Below are 17,529 nucleotides of genomic sequence, written 5' to 3' on the forward strand. Positions count from 1 at the left end.
AATAGGTTTTGATGCCATTTTTGGTGCTTTACTGTTTCTCAAATGCCTTTTTTCGCTCCTTATGTTTATTTTTATGCTCACTTTGATTTTTTCTCTCCGTAATTTCTCTCTGTGACAGCTTAGGGTGCGGAATGTGGGTTTAATAGCAACGCCGTCGCCATGCCAATTAACAGAGCAAGTGTACTGGTTAGCAGATAGCCAGTCATCAATCTGATTAAATATCTACCGATCCGCGCCGCATTCTGTACCCGGGTTAATCCTAAAATAAGGGAAGAAAAAACGATCGGAACCACCACAAATTGAATTAAGCGCAGAAAAACCTGTCCCACCGGCGTGAGAATATAGTCATCTAAAGGTAGGATTAGCGCAGGAAAAAAACCATTGAGCATCGCACCGAAAACAATTCCCGCACCCAGGGCGACTAAGATCAGGTTAGATAAATTCATGGCGTTACGTTGAGAATTCCGAGACTAATTTGGGGCAGTATAGCACTAGGCTAATCTTATCGAACCCTTCTGTCATTTTTTGCCACAAAAGGGAGAGATGAGCCAATAAAAGCCCATCTCTCGGTAATTCATCGCTCTATTTTAGTGACAGCCAAGAAGACTTTACTTGTTACCATTACCCTGCATGGCTAAAACCGCATCGCGCAGTTTATCCGGCACTTCTTGCAGGTGATCCTCATCCCACCGGAAGAAACCGACCCCCATAGTCAAAGAACGCAATTCAACGATGAAATCGTGCATTTCCGCTTGGGGGAGATAGGTTGTTATCTGATCCCAACCTTTCCACTCCTCAGAAGCTTCAAAACCCTGAATTTGACCGCGTTTACCACTAATTAACTGTAAAACCTTGGCGGTGTATTCTGAGGGAGCGAGAACCGTCACCGATAGAATGGGTTCTAATAAGATCGGATGACATTTAGGCAGTCCCTCCGTCATCGCTAGACGGGCCGCTTGTTTAAAAGCTTGTTCGGAACTATCGACACTGTGATAGGAACCATCGGTGAGGGTGACATCAATATCCACCACGGGGAAACCCAACGGACCATGACCGAGATATTCCCGCACTCCCGTTTCCACCCCGGGGATATACTGTTTGGGGACGACACCACCGACGATGGTTTCATGGAAGTGGAAACCTTCCCCCCGGGCCAAGGGTTTAATATCGAGATACACATCACCAAAAGCACCGTGGCCGCCGGTTTGGTGTTTATAACGTCCGTGGGATTTGGTGCTGGCCTTGATCGTTTCCTTGTAGGGAACTTGGGGTAAATGGGTGGTCATCGGTAGATTATACTTGCGCGCTAGGCGATCGAGAGCTACTTGCAGATGAATTTCTCCCTGTCCCCAGAGAATCACTTCTTTAGTATCACCGTGTTGTTCCCAGTAGAGGGAAGGATCTTCTTCGATCAGTTTCGTCAAAGCTGAACTTAATTTAACTTCATCCTTGCGATTGACGGCGGCAATAGCGAGAGCAAAGACGGGTTTAAGCTGTAATCCTTTGGGAAGATCGGGTTTTTGACTGCCGCTGCTAACCACGTCTCCGGTGGCGATTCCCTCCAAACGACCGAGAGCGACAATTTCCCCCGCTTGGGCCTGCTGTAGGGGTTGTTGTTGTTGTCCCATGAGACGATAGATACCACCAATCCGCACACCGTTTAAGGCCATGCCATCGTTAAGGGTTCCCTGCCAGATTCGCCCTAGGGAGAGGCGACCGCCCTGGGGAGTAAAATAGGTTTTGAGGATTTGTACCACTGCATCCCCATCCGCACTGGGATCGAGACCGCGACGATTGGCGGTAATTGTCGGGGCCGGCGCTTCTTCTACTAAAGCGGTGAGGAGATGACGCACACCATAGTCCCGTTCCGCCATACCGAAGAACACAGGTACTATCTGATCGGATCCCAGTTCTTGTTTTAAGTCTTGGAGAATTTCTTCCCGGGAGGGGTTAATATCTTCGAGGAGTTCTTCTAAAAGATGATCATCAAATTCGGCGATCGTTTCCAGCATTTCTTGTCGAGCGATCTGTTCTTCTTCCTTGAGGTGGTCGGGTAAAGCTACAGGGTCGGCGGGACTGTTAGCATGGTAATGATAAGCTTGTTCGTTGATTAAATCGATGAATCCAATAATTTCGTTGTTCTGACGGATGGGATATTGCTGGGGAACGAGGGGACGACTAGAAACGGATTTGAGAGCTTGTAGGACTTCGTTAAAGTGACTATTACAGCGATCCATCTTGTTGATGAAGATTAGATGCGGAATTTCCCAATCATCGAGGAATTTTAGCAAGGGAGCCAGGGTGAGAACTCGATCGACCACCGGTTCACAAACGATAATAGCAGCACCGGCCCCGACGAGGGCATTATAGGTTTCGCTGGCAAATTCGATCGAACCGGGGCAATCGAGAAAGGTAAAATTTAGGTCTTGGTATTGACTATGGGCAACGGAAACTTCTACACTCATCTGTCGATCCCGCGCTTGCGTGGAACTATCACCGACGGTATTGCGATCGCTAATTTTACCTTTTCTGGTGATCGCTCCTGTGACGAAAAGTAAACTTTCCAGTAAGGAGGTTTTTCCACTGGAGTAGGGGCCGACAAGGGCCACATTACGGGTGTTTGCTCCGATACTTTGATTCATACAGATACCCCCAACAATGATTTAGTGATTAGTTGTGGCGATTGGACGATATTTACACTTGATCGCCCTAGAAAATATACTGTCATAGCACTGAAAATTACTCTCAGGACGTATTTAGAAGTGAAAGGCCTGTCTTGCCATAATTTTGCCCAGTGCTACAGGTGTATTCTTTCCTACTCTTCACCCTAACTCAGTCTCAAGCATTACATCCCATTCTCGCAATCTCTTGTAAAATCTTGCCTACTTTTAGTTAAGGAACTTGAATAAATGTTAACTAAGCTGTTAACTATCCACCGTCTTTCTCATCAACTGGATTTACAAAAACGAGAGGCAGCCTGATATAGTGAGAGGTCGGGATGATGTTTATCAAGCAATTTTTATGTTAAAAGCTGGAATCGTGGGACTGCCAAATGTGGGAAAATCGACCCTATTTAACGCTCTGGTGGCTAATGCCAAGGCCGAGGCCGCTAATTTCCCTTTTTGTACCATTGAACCGAATGTGGGTGTGGTATCCGTCCCCGATGAACGTCTGGAGGTTTTGGCTAAAATCTCTAATTCTGAGAAAATCGTGCCGACGCGGATTGAATTTGTCGATATCGCCGGATTAGTCAAGGGTGCGAGTCGCGGGGAAGGATTGGGTAATCAATTTTTGGCTAATATCCGGGAAGTGGACGCGATCGTTCATGTGGTGCGCTGTTTTGATAATGATGATATTATTCATGTTTCCGGTTCCGTGGATCCGGCCCGGGATATCGAGGTGATTAATCTAGAGTTAGCTCTAGCGGATTTGGGACAGGTGGAGAAGCGGGTGGAACGTTTACGCAAACAGGCGAAAAATAGCAAGGAAGCCGCCGAAGAATTGGCTATCCTTGAAAAAATCCTAATTTGTCTTAATGACGGTATTTCGGCGCGAAAAGTGGATTTAAGCAAAGAGGAAGAAGAATTAATTAAAAATCTCGGTTTATTGAGTCGTAAACCGATTATTTATGCCGCTAATGTGAGCGAAGATGATCTGGCCACGGGTAATGATTGGGTAGAAAGTGTCCGTCAAATTGCCCAACAGGAACAGGCAAAAGTTGTGATCGTTTCTGCTCAAGTAGAATCGGAATTAGTGGAATTGTCGGAGGAAGAAAGAAAAGATTTTCTTGGTTCTTTAGGAGTAGAAGAAGGGGGATTAAAATCTTTAATTAAAGCTACCTACGAGTTATTAGGACTGCGTACCTATCTCACCACAGGACCCCAAGAAACCCGCGCATGGACGATTATTGCCGGTATGAAAGCACCTCAAGCAGCCGGAGTTATTCACTCGGATTTTGAACGGGGTTTTATTCGTGCAGAAACTGTGTCTTATCAGGATTTAGTTAATAGTCGCACGATGAGCGCCGCTAAAGAAAAAGGTTTAGTCAGAAGTGAAGGCAAGGAATACATTGTTCAAGAGGGTGATGTTTTACTATTCCGTTTTAATGTATAGCTAAAAATAAATCAGGTGAACGCCGCCACCTGATCAAAAGGTTGAATTTGGCGTTGTCAATAGCTGTAGGGCTAATTCATGAATTAGCCCTACAATAGGCTTTGTCAAATTGAAAGATGCTCCGAATTTTTGTCATAAACAATCTCTCAGCTTTTTTTACTCACTTTGGTTAACATTAAACTGAATTTTTTATCTCTTGACATCCTCTAATTTATATTCTATAATCAGGTATAGTTGCAAGTTCTTGTTTAATCAAGATGGCGATGATCTCTGTCCACTAAAAGACTGGTTTGCTAGGAATGCAGTCAAGGCTAAAAATATTCTATCTATTCAACTCTGGGAAGGTTTTTCTCAACAATACAAGACGAAAATATGACCATTTTTGAACGATTGACTAATTTTGTTCACCGAGTATTTAAGACTAATTTAGAAATTTTTCTTGAAGCATTAAAGCACAGCCCTAATGCACAGGGATATGTCAGTGGTTCAATCACGGAGTTGTTGCTAAAAAAGAAACTTGAAGAAGAATATGGATTTGAAGTTCAACGAATTCGTGAAAAATGGGAAGGTAGGAAGCACCCAAATCACCATGGAGATTTTTATTTTCGCAAACCAGAATCTGATCTTTGGTATGTTGTGGAATCTAAAGGCGTAAAGTCAAATTCTGAAAAGTGGCATAAATTGTACAACTTCGAGAAATTAAAAAATTTTCTCATTGAACATTCTGGAAAAATTGATTGGATTGACCAGAAGGGCAACATCAAAGAACAAGTTATCGAATGGATACATCGAGAATTGCCAAAGTTTCAAGATGAATTTTCAACAACCATTTATGAATATGAAGAAATTCAAAACTACAAACCACAACGAGAAACGGCCAAATCACGCGCAGTAAAGGCATTGAAGCATCTTTCAAGAGAAGAAGTAAATGCGTTATTTGACAGCCGCCTCAATTATGTTATGTCAAAGATTCGGGTCTTGGAAACTCACTTTGTTTCTGGCAAATCTGCTTCAAGCAACAGAACTCAAGCAACGCCTCGAAAAGATGAATTTAACGTTATTTCGATTGACATTTTTCTTCGGTATTCAGAGCATAAATTTCTTTTTGCCAACCCCCAACACCTAGAATCATCTGGTAAGGATGAAAATCACTTACAGCAAAATTACATCATGGGGTTTGTGTTTACTGATGAATCTGGCAACGCAAGATTAAGTATCACTGATGACTGGTATGAAAATCTAAATGATGTTTACCAGACATTGAAGGAGAAAGATAGTGTCAAAAAAGACGAAATGCAGGTTGATAATAGATATTTAATTACAGAAGAAGCAAATGGAGAGTTGTAACAAATGGACAGAAGACAGCAGCAAACTCGAAAAATGAAAGAGCAAGGATTGTTATTTTCCGAAGACAGCCTGTTACCTGAAAAACTCCCGCAAATTCAGGAATTACGACCTTCTAACAATCTTTCCGCAGTTTTTGAAGAGTGCCATAATTATATTTACGCCAACGAAGGAATGCTCAAAGACAAGATTTTTCACGAGATGGTTAAACTAATCATCATCAAACTTCATGACGAAAAATCTGCCAAGCAATCTGTAAATTTTGGCGTTACGGCAAGTGAATATAAAGCCATCGTCGCCAATAAGTCCGATGAATTTATGTCGCGTCTCAGTCAATTATTCACCTCCATCAAGAATCATTATCGGGGATTTTTCACCGATGACACATTCAAGTTAAAACCTTTGACTCTTGCTTATATTGTAGGCAGGTTACAGTACATTAATTTAACTAAAACATCTGGCGATATAAAAGGTGAAGCCTTTCAGACTTTTGTAAATAGACACCAGCGTGGAGATAGGGGAGAATTTTTTACCCCTCACCCAATTGTCCGCCTTGCGGTTGAAATGATAGACCCCAAACCAAACGAAAAAATTATAGATCCTGCTTGCGGAAGTGGTGGTTTTTTAATTCAAGCAATCAACCATGTTCGACAAAATAACCCAGAGTTCAATATAGCAAGTTTTGTGCAAGAAAGTATTACAGGAATTGAATTTAATCCTGATGTCGCCCTTTCGGGAATGATTCGTTTAGTTTTTGAAGGTGGCACAGGTTCAGAAATTATCTGCACTAATGCGCTTATCGAAGATGAAAAATTAAATAATTCTTTTGATGTTATCTTGACCAATCCTCCTTTCGGAAATAAAGGCAAAGTAGAAGACCAGAAAATTCTTAAATCATATCTTCTTGCCAGGAAATGGCATAAATCAGCGTCCAATAGTTGGGAAGTTTCCCAAGCCGTTTTAGCGGGTCAGTCGCCCGATATTTTATTTATTGAGAAATCTATAAAATTATTGCGCGCAGGTGGGCGCATGGCGATTATTCTGCCCGATGGTTTATTACAAAATATCTCTAATGGACCGATTCGGCATTGGTTGCGCTCCCAAACAAAAATATTAGGTGTTGTTTCCATACCGACGGAAGCCTTTGTACCCTACGGCACTGGAATCAAGACATCACTTTTAGTAGTTCAAAAATTACCAGCAGACAATGATTCTTGTTTTATGGCACAAATCAAAAAAATAGGCTATGACGTTAAAGGACAAACAATATATAAGCGCGACGAGTCGGGAGTTATAGCCCGAAAAAAATCAGGTTTGCCAATAGTTGACGATGATATAGATGATATTTCTCACTCTTTTAGGTCATTTATCAATGGGGAATTTGCACAAAACAGCGATTGTATTTATACAGTTAAGAATACCCGGCTCAATTCGAGACTGGATGCCGAACATTATTTACCCAATGACCAAAAATTATTAGAACATCTAAAATCTATTGGAGCGAAACCTTTAGGTGAAATTGCCGATATTTTGAGAGATTCAGCTGATTTTCGTTTAGCTAGGGATAGTGAAATTAGATATATCGCTATTTCCGATGTTGATTATCGTACAATGCAAGTTGTTTCTCAACAAATAATCAAGGCACATGAAGCCCCATCTCGCGCAACTTATAGAGTGTACAAAGGTGATATTATTACAGCAATTTCAGGAGCAAGCACGGGAAGTCCACGCCAAGCAACAGCCCTAATCACGGAAGATGAAGACGGAGCAATTTGCTCAAATGGATTTTCAGTATTAAGAAATATTCAGGGAGTCGAGCCTTTGTTTTTATTAGTATATATGCGAACAGACTTTTTTTTGCGTCAGATTAAAAGGTACATGACAGGTCATGCTATTCCTACTATTTTAGTAGATGATTTGTCAAAAGTTTTAGTGCCTATTCCACCCAAATCCGAACAGCAGAGAATAGCAAAAAGTATGACCGAAATTCAAGCAATTAGAAAAGAAGCGTTAAAGGCAAGTGAGAATGTTGTTAACCAAATGAGTCTTCTACTTGGCCAATTTGAGTAAGGCAAAAAGCAGGTTAAGCTTAGAACAAGTCTTAAGGTGGTTGATTTATCCCAACCTTAAGACAGGACTAGAATAGCTAGGATAAATCAACAGGGATTCTCAATTCGCCCGGGAAATGTGCGTCACCAGGGCTGCCGATTGTAGGATGGGGGTAGTGGTGACGGAATCCGTCGCTAGGGTAAAGAGAGGATTGGAGAGGATACCGGCCAGGGAAGTCGCCACTAGGGAGAGGACAATACCCACCTGTAGGGGACGCATCCCGGTAAGGGTCCAATTGATAACGGGGTAATTTTTCACCGCATCGGACATCTCTTGGGGTTCCTTAACTACCATCATTTTGACCACGCGGATATAGTAGTAAATCGAGGCCACACTGGTGACTAAACCAACGAGGACGAGGGCATAAAGTCCCGCTTGCCAACCGGCCCAGAATAGATAAATCTTACCAAAGAAGCCCGCTAGAGGCGGAATTCCCCCCAAAGAGAGGAGACAGATGCTTAAACAGAGGGTTAGGAGCGGATCTTTCTGGTAGAGTCCCGAATACTCAGCGATCTGATCGGTTCCAGTCCTGAGGGCAAAGAGAATCACACAGGCAAAAGCCCCTAGGTTCATGAACAGGTAAATTAACAGATAGAAAATCATGCTAGAGTAACCCGCGTCAGTACCGGCGGTTAAACCAATCATGACAAAACCCGCCTGACCGATCGAGGAATAGGCTAACATCCGTTTCATGCTAGTTTGGGCCAAGGCGACCACGTTGCCGAGGATCATGCTCAAAATTGCTAGAGCGATAAAGATAAACCGCCATTGTTCGCTCACTAGACCGAAAACCGTCACTAATAAGCGAATTGCTAGGGCAAAACCGGCCGCTTTGGAACCCACCGAGAGGAAAGCCACCACGGGAGTGGGTGAACCTTCGTACACATCAGGAGTCCACTGGTGAAAGGGAACCGCCGAAATTTTGAAAGCGATACCGGCAATCACAAACACTAATGCGATCGCTAAGGCTAGGGACTGACCACCGTTAACATCAGTTAATTTTTGGGCAATGGCACTTAAACTGGTTTCACCTCCGGATAAACCGTAGAGAAGGGAAACACCGTAGAGGAAAATCGCCGAACTAGAAGCTCCAATTAACAGGTATTTTAAAGCGGCCTCGTTCGATCGAGGATCCCGCTTCATGTAACCGGTCATTAGATAGGAGGAAATACTGAGCATTTCTAGGGAGATGAAGATCATCACCAATTCACTAGCACCGGATAGGAACATTCCCCCGATAGTCGCGGTGAGCATAATGGCTAAAAATTCCGCTAGGGAGGTTCCCGCTTGTTCCACATAACGCACAGACATCAGCACTGTGGAGGCGGTAGAAAGGGCAATAATCCCCCTAAAGACGATACTGAGATTATCGCCCTCAAAAGCCCCTAAAAAAGCCACCGGTTTCGGATTGTCCCAGGTAAAATAGAGAGCAACCACAGCAGCGAGCAGACCAGCGATCGCAACGTAGGGCAGCCAACTTCTGGCACTTCGTCCCACGATTAAATCGCCGATTAAAATCACCATCAGGGTAATAATCAGGATTCCTTCGGGCCAGATAACGCCGGCGTTTAGCTGACTGGCAACAAGACTAGAAAAATCCATATTGATTGAGGTTAAAGGAATTTGAAGTTAAAAAAGGCTTAATACAAGCTTAGGGCATTTGATCAGTGATTCAGTGATCAGTTATCAGTGATCACTGATCAGGTGTGAGTTTTCAGGGTACCGATCGCCGCTATCGAGTCAAAATATCTAAAAAAACCAGATAAATTTGATATAATCTTAGCTTTTATGGGCATTATATTTGTCTATTGTCTTTTTTATCCTCCTGTCTCTGATTCTCCTCTGCAAAGGGAAAATCTTTGATTTTTGCAGCAGAGCTAATTTCTGATGGTGACAAGTTGTCACCGAAATGTATCCACGTTAACAGGGAAAAAGTGAAAACTCAGGAAATCATGACATAGACTGGCATCGTTAGTTGTCATTGAAGGATTCTGGTAAAATCAGGCTAGGGGAAACACCCGAAAAATCAATTGTTTTTGAGCCATCCGCTTGATTTTGTTGTGGAAAAACTTTCTAGTTTGCTCAATCCTTTTCCTTTAGCGATCGCTTGAATGAGTAACGAAACCTATCTCAATCATCCTACTTTCGGTCTATTATACAGAGTGTGTCTATTAGAAGAACATCGGGAATTATTTACCACTCTTTATGCCCAACGTCTTTTTTTTCTGGTGACGGTGGGACCCAAAAAAGTCTCGTTCGATCCGATTAGTCGTTCCGATGCTCGTCTTTTAGTGGAAAACCGGCTACGGAATTTGCGACGGGGCAGTAATGTGCAAGAATTTAACAGTCTCAACCAAACTTATCAACAAACCTTTTCAGTCTAGTTCATGACGATCGCTAGTCGTATCGAGTCCATCCGTCTTACCCTACCCCCCTGCACGCGCCTGATTGCCGTCAGTAAACAGGTATCTAGCGATTATATCCGTCAAGCTTACCGAGCAGGAGTGAGAGATTTTGCCGAAAGTAAGCTACAGGAAGCAATCTCAAAGCAGCAAGAACTAAAAGACCTGCCAGATATTTCTTGGCACTTTATCGGGCATCTACAGGCAAATAAAGCCCGCAAAGTCCTAGAATCTTTTGATTTAATCCATTCCCTCGATAGTTTAAAATTAGCCCAAAGACTCGATCGCCTAGCCGGGGAATTAGAGATTAATCCCCAAGTTTTGCTACAGGTGAAAGTTGTCCCCGATCCCGATAAGTTCGGTTGGGACAAGGCGGAATTGTTAGCAGATATTCCCGCTTTAGTCAACTGTCAACAGCTAAAAATTCAAGGTTTGATGACAATTCTGCCCCGGGGATTATCGGCTGAGGAAAAGTTAGCCGCCTTTGAAAAAACCAGCGATTTAGCCCAAATAATCGAGAATAGCTCTAGTTTATGCCTGCCCCATCTATCCATGGGAATGTCTAACGATTATCCTCTGGCCATCAAGGCTGGAGCCACTTTGATCCGGGTGGGAACCGGCATCTTTGGCGATCGCATTTACTGAACCATCTCCGTAAATTTACAGAAAAAACCCCTAGAAAATTTAATAATTGGTGACAATATATCTTAGAATTACAGCGTCTAGTCTAGAAACTGGTGGTTAGAAATGAGGAATTGACTTTTTCCCAATCCCTGAAAACTATCCCCTGATAACTGATAACTGAAAAGAGGGAACTAACCGCTGCCCCCAGACGACTAAAATGACGAACCCTTAACAAAATAGTTCCCCTGTACCAAATGAGAGCAACAATTGTTAAAGGTCAATAAATAACCCCGACTCTAGACAAGACCACCCAAAAAAATCTTTTGAAGGACATTAGACTGTGAACAACATTTTTACCAAGCTCAAAGATTTTGTCGGTATCTCCGAACAACCGGAAGACGAAGACGAAACCGACTACGAAGAAATGAACTGGGAAAAGTCTTCCCCGCAAGATAGGGATCAAAACGAAGAAGAAGAACCCCTTAATCGTCGTCAACGCGAACCTTTAAATCTCAATACAGCCACATCTATGGGACTCAACAGAAGCAACGTGATCGGTATGCCAGGTATTAACAACAATAATGCAGAAGTGGTCGTGATCGAGCCCCATTCCTTCGAGGAAATGCCCCAAGTTATCCAAACCCTGAGAGAACGCAAATCGGTGGTTTTAAACCTCAACGTCATGGATCCCGAAGAGGCACAAAGAGCCGTGGATTTTGTCGCTGGTGGCACTTACGCAATTGATGGTCATCAAGAACGCATCGGTGAGAGTATTTTCCTGTTTACCCCCAGCTGCGTTAAAGTTAGCACCCTTTCCGGAACTATTCACGATATCACCGACAACCCGAAAATGGCTCGTCCCGTTTCCTCCGCACCTGCTTGGGGAGCCGAAAGCAGTCGATTAGCTCAATGAATCCTTCCATAGTCCTCTCGTCAAGTTTGTCGAAGCTAGAAATCGATCGATTTATAGAGAGGATTCGCTTTTTTCTAGGTAAGACCGCTTAATCTCTCTTTTGACTTTTTACTTTAAAAAATACTGTGTCTATTCGTTTAGGAATTATTGGCGGTGGAGTGATGGCCGAGGCCATTCTCAGCCGTTTATTAAAAAAAAATATTTATAGTCCCGAAACGGTGTTAGTCAGTGAACCCCAATCCCAACGGCGTAACTTTTGGGTTAACACCTACGGAGTGCAAGTCAGTGAGGATAACCGGGAAGCCGCTAGAGCAACTGAGGTGTTAATCTTAGCGATAAAACCGCAAATTTTAGAGCAAGTAGTGAATAGTTTGCTGGGAATACCCGAAAAACCCTTGATTATCTCAATTTTAGCAGGAGTTACCCTCAATCGCTTAGAAATGGGTTTTCCCGATCGCCCCGTAATCCGGACGATGCCCAATACCCCAGCCACGGTGGGACAAGGGGTTACAGCGATCGCATCTGGTCGTCATGCGGAACCGGAACATCTGGCCGTAGCCAGAGATATTTTTGCTGCGGTCGGTTCGGTCGTGGAAGTTCCCGAGGCTTTGATGGACGCAGTAACGGGATTATCAGGATCGAGCCCGGCATTTGTGGCCTTGATGGTGGAAGCTTTAAGCGATGGTGGTGTGGCGGCTGGATTACCGCGATCAATCGCGTCTCAATTGGCCATAGAAACAGTTTTAGGGACGGCAACCCTATTAAAAGAATCGGCCATACATCCGGGAGAATTAAAGGATCGCGTCACTAGCCCGGGGGGAACGACGATTGCTGGGGTGAGACAATTAGAAAAAGGCTCTTTTCGATCGACTATTATCGAGGCAGTAGTGGCGGCCTATCATAGATCTAAAGATTTAGGGCGTAGTTCTGAAAAGTAATCTTGGTATCTTTTTTAACCCATAACTGGTGTCTAGATCTGTGATAAGATACGCAGCAATTCTTGTCCAGAAAAAGTTATGAATAAGAAATCTTATCGTTTTGATTTAATGGCATTAATTGCCATTGCTGTTTTTTTCCTAGGGATCGTTTTCTGGAAAGTCCCGCTTCATTATCCCTATATCCTTAATTTTGATGAAGCGGTGGCCATGGTACTTGCCTACGTCACTAAACAAGGTTATCATCTCTACGAACAAGTTTGGCACGATCATTTATCGGGTTTATCTCTTTTACTAAATGGTTGGTTAAGCGTGACAGGATTTACTCTCTATGCCGCCCGCCTTATGGTGCTTTCTTTGTCCACAATTATGTTAGGAATTTTTTATTTAATTCTGAGAGTTAATTGCGGAATATTGGCCTCTTGTTTATCAGTATTCATTCTCTCAACCTCTCCAGTGTATATTAACCTGTCAACGACAATGTTGCGGGAATTACCCTCACTTTTTTTTACAATCTTAAGTATTTTTATTATCTTTAAAGCCCTTCAATTCACGGGTAAGCTTAAGTATGGGCTGTATTTACTCAGCGCCATTGCTTTCGTCTTTTCCCTGCAAATTAAACTTTCGGGCATTACTATTATCCCAACTGTAGCTTTAATTATTTTTCTTAATCAACAGAATAGTTTTATTAAAAGAATCATTGATATTGTTATTTGGTCAGTCGCTGTCGTTTTAGTCTTTGTCTTGGGTTCCCTGACTATTTTTCCTTTTTCCTACGCAAATATCATTAAATCTCATGTCAGTGTTGCCGCTAGTTTCGCTCAAGAAAATCTCACCTTATGGACTCTCTTGCAAAGCGCCCTAAAGTACGAACCAATTTATCTGATCGTCACAGTAATCGCTATTATAGCGATGGTTTTTACTCGCAATATAATACCACTTTTACCGCCGTTGGTCTGGTTAGGTTCTAATCTATTTAGATTTGCCACAGTTGCCCCAATTTGGACTCATTATTATGTCCACTTAATTATTCCTGCCGTTTGGATAATTGCCTTATTTGTCGAACAGTTAAAAATTAGTGATAGTCTCGGGGAATTTAGGCAAAATCGAAAAATAACCAGGAAATTAGTTCTCAAAATGCTGATTTTTCTTCCCCTTTCTGGTCAATTTCTCTTTAATACCTTAAGAATAATCACCAATCGTGATCCCTCAATTAATGCCTACGTTCAATTTAACAAAAGGTATAAACCTCTTTTAGCAGAAGCTGTGCTTGAAAAATTTAAAAACTCCGAGAAACTTCTGTTAACCGATAATCCTCACTACATATATCAGTATTTCTTGAAAACACCCCCAGAAACTGCCGTCATCACCAGAAAGAGATTTATCAATCAGAATCTTGATGGGGATTTTATCCTAGAAGTTATCGAAAAAAGACAGCCAGATTTGGTTTTTCTCTATCGATTTGAAAAGGATTTTATGCAATCACCAAAACTCAGGGATTATTTAGAGAAAAATTATATCCAGTTTCCCGACCAGCAAGAAAAAGGAACTCTCTTTATCAGTCCGAAAACTTGGCAAGAATATCAAAGTAAGGCTAATTAGGGCTTGCTGAATAAATCTAAAAACCTTGTTGGGTAAGACTTTTAGACTTTTTGTCAATCAAAAAGTACCAGATCTGGGAGTGATCGGCGGGAAAATTCAGGTACTTTTTGCCTGAAAATTAGGTAATTGACCAGATGAAAATCGCTAAAACCCTACACCCTACACCCCACACCCCACACCCCACACCCTGCCCCCACGAACAACTTTTTGCCGCAAACCCTAATTAGAAATTGTGGACGGGGACTATTAACGTTTTTTCTTTTTTACCGGTTTTTGAGCCACTTTTCGAGAACGTTTGTAGGCCGATCCGATCCAATCACTACAACTATGACTCATCGCTCCTAATTCTAAACCCAAGAAAATAGCGATTGCTACCCGGGGATACTGTTGCCATAATGCGATCGCTTGCTGCGGCCACAGTCGCCAATCCCAGTCTATACCCCAGAAACTTTGCAGGATCGGAATGATCATGATCGCCGCTAGTAAAAGAAAACTACCAAGATAAAATAACCGAAAAATTGTGCCGATCAATAAACCGTGGGATAACCAACCGCGATGACGGATCATGGAACGATAGGGTAGCCACAACCAGCGCAGATAACCCCAACGTTTGTACTGTACCGAGTGGATGTCAAGATCTGGTCCAAACAGGAATCCGCTAAACAAATAACTGGCCAACAGTAACAGGGTTAAGTTACCACTGCCACTGACCAAAAAACTCGCCCCCGCAATCGGTGGCAGCAGAATTAGGGTAATGCGATCGTGAGTTCGACCAGAGGGCATCGGAAAAAAATTAACTCGCTCAAAAAAATAATATACTTTTTTGAAAATATATGTTATGCTGAGAAAGTGCGAAATTGATTCGGGCGTTTAGCTCAGTGGTAGAGCGCCTGCCTTACAAGCAGGATGCCGTAAGTTCGACCCTTACAACGCCCATTTTATTCGATCCTTGCCTAGTCAAGCTTTCACTCTCGATCGCCTGTTGAGATTAAAACTATTGAGGGGAATTGTTGCTGGAAGGCAAAATTGGGACTATTTGCTAGTAAGCTGGTCAGTAGGTACTAGGATTAATTCATCGCAGCACAGCGGTTATATGGCCAATTGGAAATGTATTAAAAATTGTGGAGCTTGTTGTCAACTAAATCCCGACGAGCGTCCTGACTTAGAAGAATATCTGACTCCCGCACAATTAAGTCAATATCTCAGCATGGTGGGGGAAGAAGGTTGGTGTATACACTTTGATCGCCAAACCCGTCTCTGTACCATTTATGACCAGAGACCAGAATTTTGTCGTGTTCAACCCGATATTTTTGCCAAAATGTATCAAATTGCACCGGGAGAATTCGATCAATTTGCGATCGATTGCTGTCATCAACACATTGAGGACCTTTATGGGGAAGATAGCCTAGAAATGAATAGCTATCGTCAGCAAGTAGGCTAATATTTATCCCTATCCCAGAAATAACTCAGACGGGGAAGAAAATAAGTGGTCTGGTTATTGTCCCGATCCTATCCATCGCTAAACCAGTGACCCACTTTCCGCACTTCTTAACATTCAATTAATGATTTTACTCAAATGTTGCTTACAACCCTTTGCCAGTAAGGATTATAGCTACAATCATCGATTTTTGTCAATGTAAAGGATTGTAAACTTTTTTATCAGAAAAAATCAATTATTGAAAATGTTCTTAATAGTAGTTTCTACAATGAAGGTTTTTCGTTAAAACATCTTGGGGAATGTAAAAATATATAAAAGTATATGAAGATGTGGGGAATGTCGGCAAAAATTACGGAATCGATTATTTCCCTGTTGAGGAGAAGTCTATAGGAAACTCGAAACCTCTAGGGGTGCAGAGTTTGAGTTCAGGACAGGGAAAAACTATCATGGAAAAACCAGAAAAACAGCGCCGCAGACGCGGGGTTGTCCTTACCCCCACGGGACTAGAAAAATTACTTACTGCTAAACAAGAAGCGGAGTATCGGGATAATCGCGGTCATCGTTTCACCCTAGAAGTCCTCAGCGAGAAAACTCTTTTAGGGGTAGATACTCTGATGAAGGTATTTGCTTGTGAATCGGGAGTGGATAAACAAACCCTAAAACATTGTTTTCAAGCTTTTAATTTAACTCTAGAAAATAGCGATTATTATCGTCCTAACTTACTAGAATCTGATACTATTAATCCTCAACTATTGCCTGAATTACCAGAGGGACAAGTCCCCCTCGATTCCCCCTTTTATATTCACAGAAACAATCTAGAACAGACTTGTTATCAAGAGATCTTGCGCGGGGGTAGTCTTATCCGGATTAACGCGGCCAGAAAAATGGGAAAAACTTCCCTGATAACCAGAATTATTAATTATGCACAACAACAGCAATACCATACACTTTATTTCAGTTTTCGGTTAGCAGAAAGATCAATTTTTCAAGATTCAAATCACTGGCTGCGTTGGCTTTGTGTTAGTATTAGTCGCCAGTTAGATTTAGATAATCATCTCCCAGAGGATTGGGATGAATTCTTAGGTGGTAAAATTAACTGTAAAATCTATCTAGAAAAGCATATTCTCTCCCATCTCGATCGCCCTTTAGTGATTGCCTTTGATGATCTTGAATATCTTTTATCCTATCGACAGCTAAGGGAAGAATTTTTTAGTATTCTGCACCTCTGGCACGAGGAAGGCAAAAACAAACCCCTCTGGCAAAAATTACGTTTAATTGTCGCCTATTCCCCTGCACAGGAGCTTGATAAAACCTCAGATACCTATCAATCTCCTTTTAGTCTTGGTTTACCGATCGAGTTGCCTAATTTTACCAGCGCACAAGTACGAGAATTAAGCCAAAGACAGGGATTAGATCAGAATTTTAACTCCGAAAAATTACGGATATTTCTAGGGGGTAATCCCTATTTAATTCGTCTTGCTTGCTATCATGTTGCTCGGGGTGATTGTACCCTAGAAAGCATTTTGGCTACTTCGATCGAGGAGGAAAGTAATATTTTTGCAGATCATCTTAAACGTTTACTTTCGCATCTACAATACTTAAAGGGCAATTTAGCGGCTATCTTTGCTAAGGTGGTGATGGCAGAAAAAGACATAGAAATTGATTTAATGGCAGCTTTTCACCTAGAAAGTCTCGGACTGATTCACCGACAAGGTAAGTTTTGCCGAGTGAGTTCTCCTCTCTACCGTCAATATTTTGGCGAATATTTCCAGCAACGTTCTGTTTTTTTGCCTGGAAAAACTTCTATCTTCGCCAAAAAAATTACGCTTGCTCACTTTGATACTTCCGAAAAAAGTCGCTATGCCATCTAGTTTATGATGCGTTACGCACTCGACTAACACAGCCTACATTCGGCTCTTCTGGTTTTCGTGTGTTAATTTTTGTTATGAATTAAAGCAAGCAAACAGCTTAAGTCGAAGATGTTGAAAATTGGTAAATCCATAACTCATTCTTTTAATAAGCTTTATTTTGGTATTCATTCCCTCAATT

15 protein-coding genes and 1 tRNA gene are annotated in these 17,529 nt (G+C 42.2%); 11 read left to right on the top strand and 5 right to left on the bottom strand.

Translation table 11 applies throughout. From position 1 onward, the window contains the following. Nucleotides 1-119 precede the first annotated feature (119 nt). Together IM485_RS20375 and IM485_RS20380 are read right to left on the bottom strand one after the other, a co-directional pair. On the bottom strand, nt 120-446 hold the full coding sequence (locus IM485_RS20375) for a cation:dicarboxylate symporter family transporter (RefSeq protein ID WP_287745252.1): 327 nt from the start codon (nt 444-446) through the stop codon (nt 120-122). Nucleotides 447-608: 162 nt separating this feature from the next. Continuing rightward, nucleotides 609-2,642, bottom strand: coding sequence for an elongation factor G (locus IM485_RS20380; protein ID WP_287745254.1), 2,034 nt, complete (start codon nt 2,640-2,642; stop codon nt 609-611). Between the two features lie 379 nt (nt 2,643-3,021). Here IM485_RS20380 and ychF point away from each other — a divergent pair, with 379 nt between their 5' ends. The 3 genes from ychF (at nt 3,022) to IM485_RS20395 (ending at nt 7,527) form a co-directional block, all read left to right on the top strand. After that, nucleotides 3,022-4,113 carry a redox-regulated ATPase YchF gene (gene ychF / locus IM485_RS20385; RefSeq protein WP_043997648.1) on the top strand — a complete coding sequence of 364 codons (1,092 nt, stop codon included), beginning with the start codon at nt 3,022-3,024 and terminating at the stop codon, nt 4,111-4,113. 372 nt (nt 4,114-4,485) lie between these two features. Then, entirely contained in the window at nt 4,486-5,460 is a 975-nt protein-coding gene (locus IM485_RS20390; protein WP_287745256.1) for a hypothetical protein, read from the top strand. A 33-nt stretch (nt 5,461-5,493) separates the two neighbouring features. Further along, a complete protein-coding gene (locus tag IM485_RS20395) occupies nt 5,494-7,527 on the top strand; it encodes an N-6 DNA methylase (protein ID WP_104395744.1) in 2,034 nt (677 codons plus the stop codon). Between the two features lie 99 nt (nt 7,528-7,626). Here the strand turns inward: IM485_RS20395 and IM485_RS20400 are convergent, their stop codons facing one another. Beyond that, nucleotides 7,627-9,168, bottom strand: a complete 1,542-nt coding sequence (locus IM485_RS20400; protein WP_002734729.1) for an NAD(P)H-quinone oxidoreductase subunit N — start codon at nt 9,166-9,168, stop codon at nt 7,627-7,629. 509 nt (nt 9,169-9,677) lie between these two features. Between IM485_RS20400 and pipX the strand changes: the two genes are divergently transcribed. The 5 genes from pipX to IM485_RS20425 all read left to right on the top strand — a co-directional run bounded on the left by pipX (nt 9,678) and on the right by IM485_RS20425 (nt 14,042). Then, nucleotides 9,678-9,950 (top strand): transcriptional coactivator PipX, encoded by a 273-nt coding sequence (gene pipX / locus IM485_RS20405; protein ID WP_002733869.1) that lies wholly within the window; start codon nt 9,678-9,680, stop codon nt 9,948-9,950. A 3-nt stretch (nt 9,951-9,953) separates the two neighbouring features. Beyond that, entirely contained in the window at nt 9,954-10,613 is a 660-nt protein-coding gene (locus IM485_RS20410; RefSeq protein WP_104395745.1) for a YggS family pyridoxal phosphate-dependent enzyme, read from the top strand. A gap of 319 nt (nt 10,614-10,932) precedes the next feature. Then, entirely contained in the window at nt 10,933-11,505 is a 573-nt protein-coding gene (locus tag IM485_RS20415; protein WP_104395746.1) for a cell division protein SepF, read from the top strand. Between the two features lie 125 nt (nt 11,506-11,630). After that, nucleotides 11,631-12,443, top strand: a complete 813-nt coding sequence (gene proC, locus IM485_RS20420) for a pyrroline-5-carboxylate reductase (RefSeq protein WP_287745259.1) — start codon at nt 11,631-11,633, stop codon at nt 12,441-12,443. 78 nt (nt 12,444-12,521) lie between these two features. After that, nucleotides 12,522-14,042 carry an ArnT family glycosyltransferase gene (locus IM485_RS20425; protein ID WP_287745261.1) on the top strand — a complete coding sequence of 507 codons (1,521 nt, stop codon included), beginning with the start codon at nt 12,522-12,524 and terminating at the stop codon, nt 14,040-14,042. A gap of 246 nt (nt 14,043-14,288) precedes the next feature. Here IM485_RS20425 and IM485_RS20430 read toward each other — a convergent pair whose 3' ends face one another. Then, nucleotides 14,289-14,825, bottom strand: a complete 537-nt coding sequence (locus IM485_RS20430) for a metal-binding protein (protein WP_104395749.1) — start codon at nt 14,823-14,825, stop codon at nt 14,289-14,291. Between the two features lie 81 nt (nt 14,826-14,906). On the opposite strand from IM485_RS20430, the gene IM485_RS20435 reads away from it, so the two are divergent. From IM485_RS20435 to IM485_RS20445, 3 genes are all read left to right on the top strand, one after another. Next, a tRNA-Val gene (locus IM485_RS20435) sits at nt 14,907-14,978 on the top strand. 157 nt (nt 14,979-15,135) lie between these two features. Continuing rightward, nucleotides 15,136-15,483 (top strand): YkgJ family cysteine cluster protein, encoded by a 348-nt coding sequence (locus IM485_RS20440; RefSeq protein WP_287745264.1) that lies wholly within the window; start codon nt 15,136-15,138, stop codon nt 15,481-15,483. Between the two features lie 443 nt (nt 15,484-15,926). Beyond that, nucleotides 15,927-17,351: an AAA-like domain-containing protein gene (locus tag IM485_RS20445; protein WP_287745266.1), complete on the top strand. Its 1,425-nt coding sequence runs from the start codon at nt 15,927-15,929 to the stop codon at nt 17,349-17,351. Nucleotides 17,352-17,423: 72 nt separating this feature from the next. Here IM485_RS20445 and IM485_RS20450 read toward each other — a convergent pair. Beyond that, the coding region (locus tag IM485_RS20450; RefSeq protein ID WP_287638279.1) for a transposase at nt 17,424-17,529 on the bottom strand (106 nt) is incomplete at its 5' end.

Origin of the sequence: Microcystis sp. M169S2, assembly GCF_020245865.1 — a bacterium.
GTDB classification, from domain to species: Bacteria; Cyanobacteriota; Cyanobacteriia; order Cyanobacteriales; family Microcystaceae; genus Microcystis; species Microcystis ichthyoblabe_A.

Bases quoted from the DNA above. Each gene is read 5' to 3' on its own strand.
- IM485_RS20375 (WP_287745252.1), bottom strand. From the start codon at position 446: ATGAATTTATCTAACCTGATCTTAGTCGCCCTGGGTGCGGGAATTGTT.
- IM485_RS20380 (WP_287745254.1), bottom strand. From the start codon at position 2,642: ATGAATCAAAGTATCGGAGCAAACACCCGTAATGTGGCCCTTGTCGGC.
- ychF (WP_043997648.1), top strand. From the start codon at position 3,022: ATGTTAAAAGCTGGAATCGTGGGACTGCCAAATGTGGGAAAATCGACC.
- IM485_RS20390 (WP_287745256.1), top strand. From the start codon at position 4,486: ATGACCATTTTTGAACGATTGACTAATTTTGTTCACCGAGTATTTAAG.
- IM485_RS20395 (WP_104395744.1), top strand. From the start codon at position 5,494: ATGAAAGAGCAAGGATTGTTATTTTCCGAAGACAGCCTGTTACCTGAA.
- IM485_RS20400 (WP_002734729.1), bottom strand. From the start codon at position 9,168: ATGGATTTTTCTAGTCTTGTTGCCAGTCAGCTAAACGCCGGCGTTATC.
- pipX (WP_002733869.1), top strand. From the start codon at position 9,678: ATGAGTAACGAAACCTATCTCAATCATCCTACTTTCGGTCTATTATAC.
- IM485_RS20410 (WP_104395745.1), top strand. From the start codon at position 9,954: ATGACGATCGCTAGTCGTATCGAGTCCATCCGTCTTACCCTACCCCCC.
- IM485_RS20425 (WP_287745261.1), top strand. From the start codon at position 12,522: ATGAATAAGAAATCTTATCGTTTTGATTTAATGGCATTAATTGCCATT.
- IM485_RS20430 (WP_104395749.1), bottom strand. From the start codon at position 14,825: ATGCCCTCTGGTCGAACTCACGATCGCATTACCCTAATTCTGCTGCCA.
- IM485_RS20440 (WP_287745264.1), top strand. From the start codon at position 15,136: ATGGCCAATTGGAAATGTATTAAAAATTGTGGAGCTTGTTGTCAACTA.
- IM485_RS20445 (WP_287745266.1), top strand. From the start codon at position 15,927: ATGGAAAAACCAGAAAAACAGCGCCGCAGACGCGGGGTTGTCCTTACC.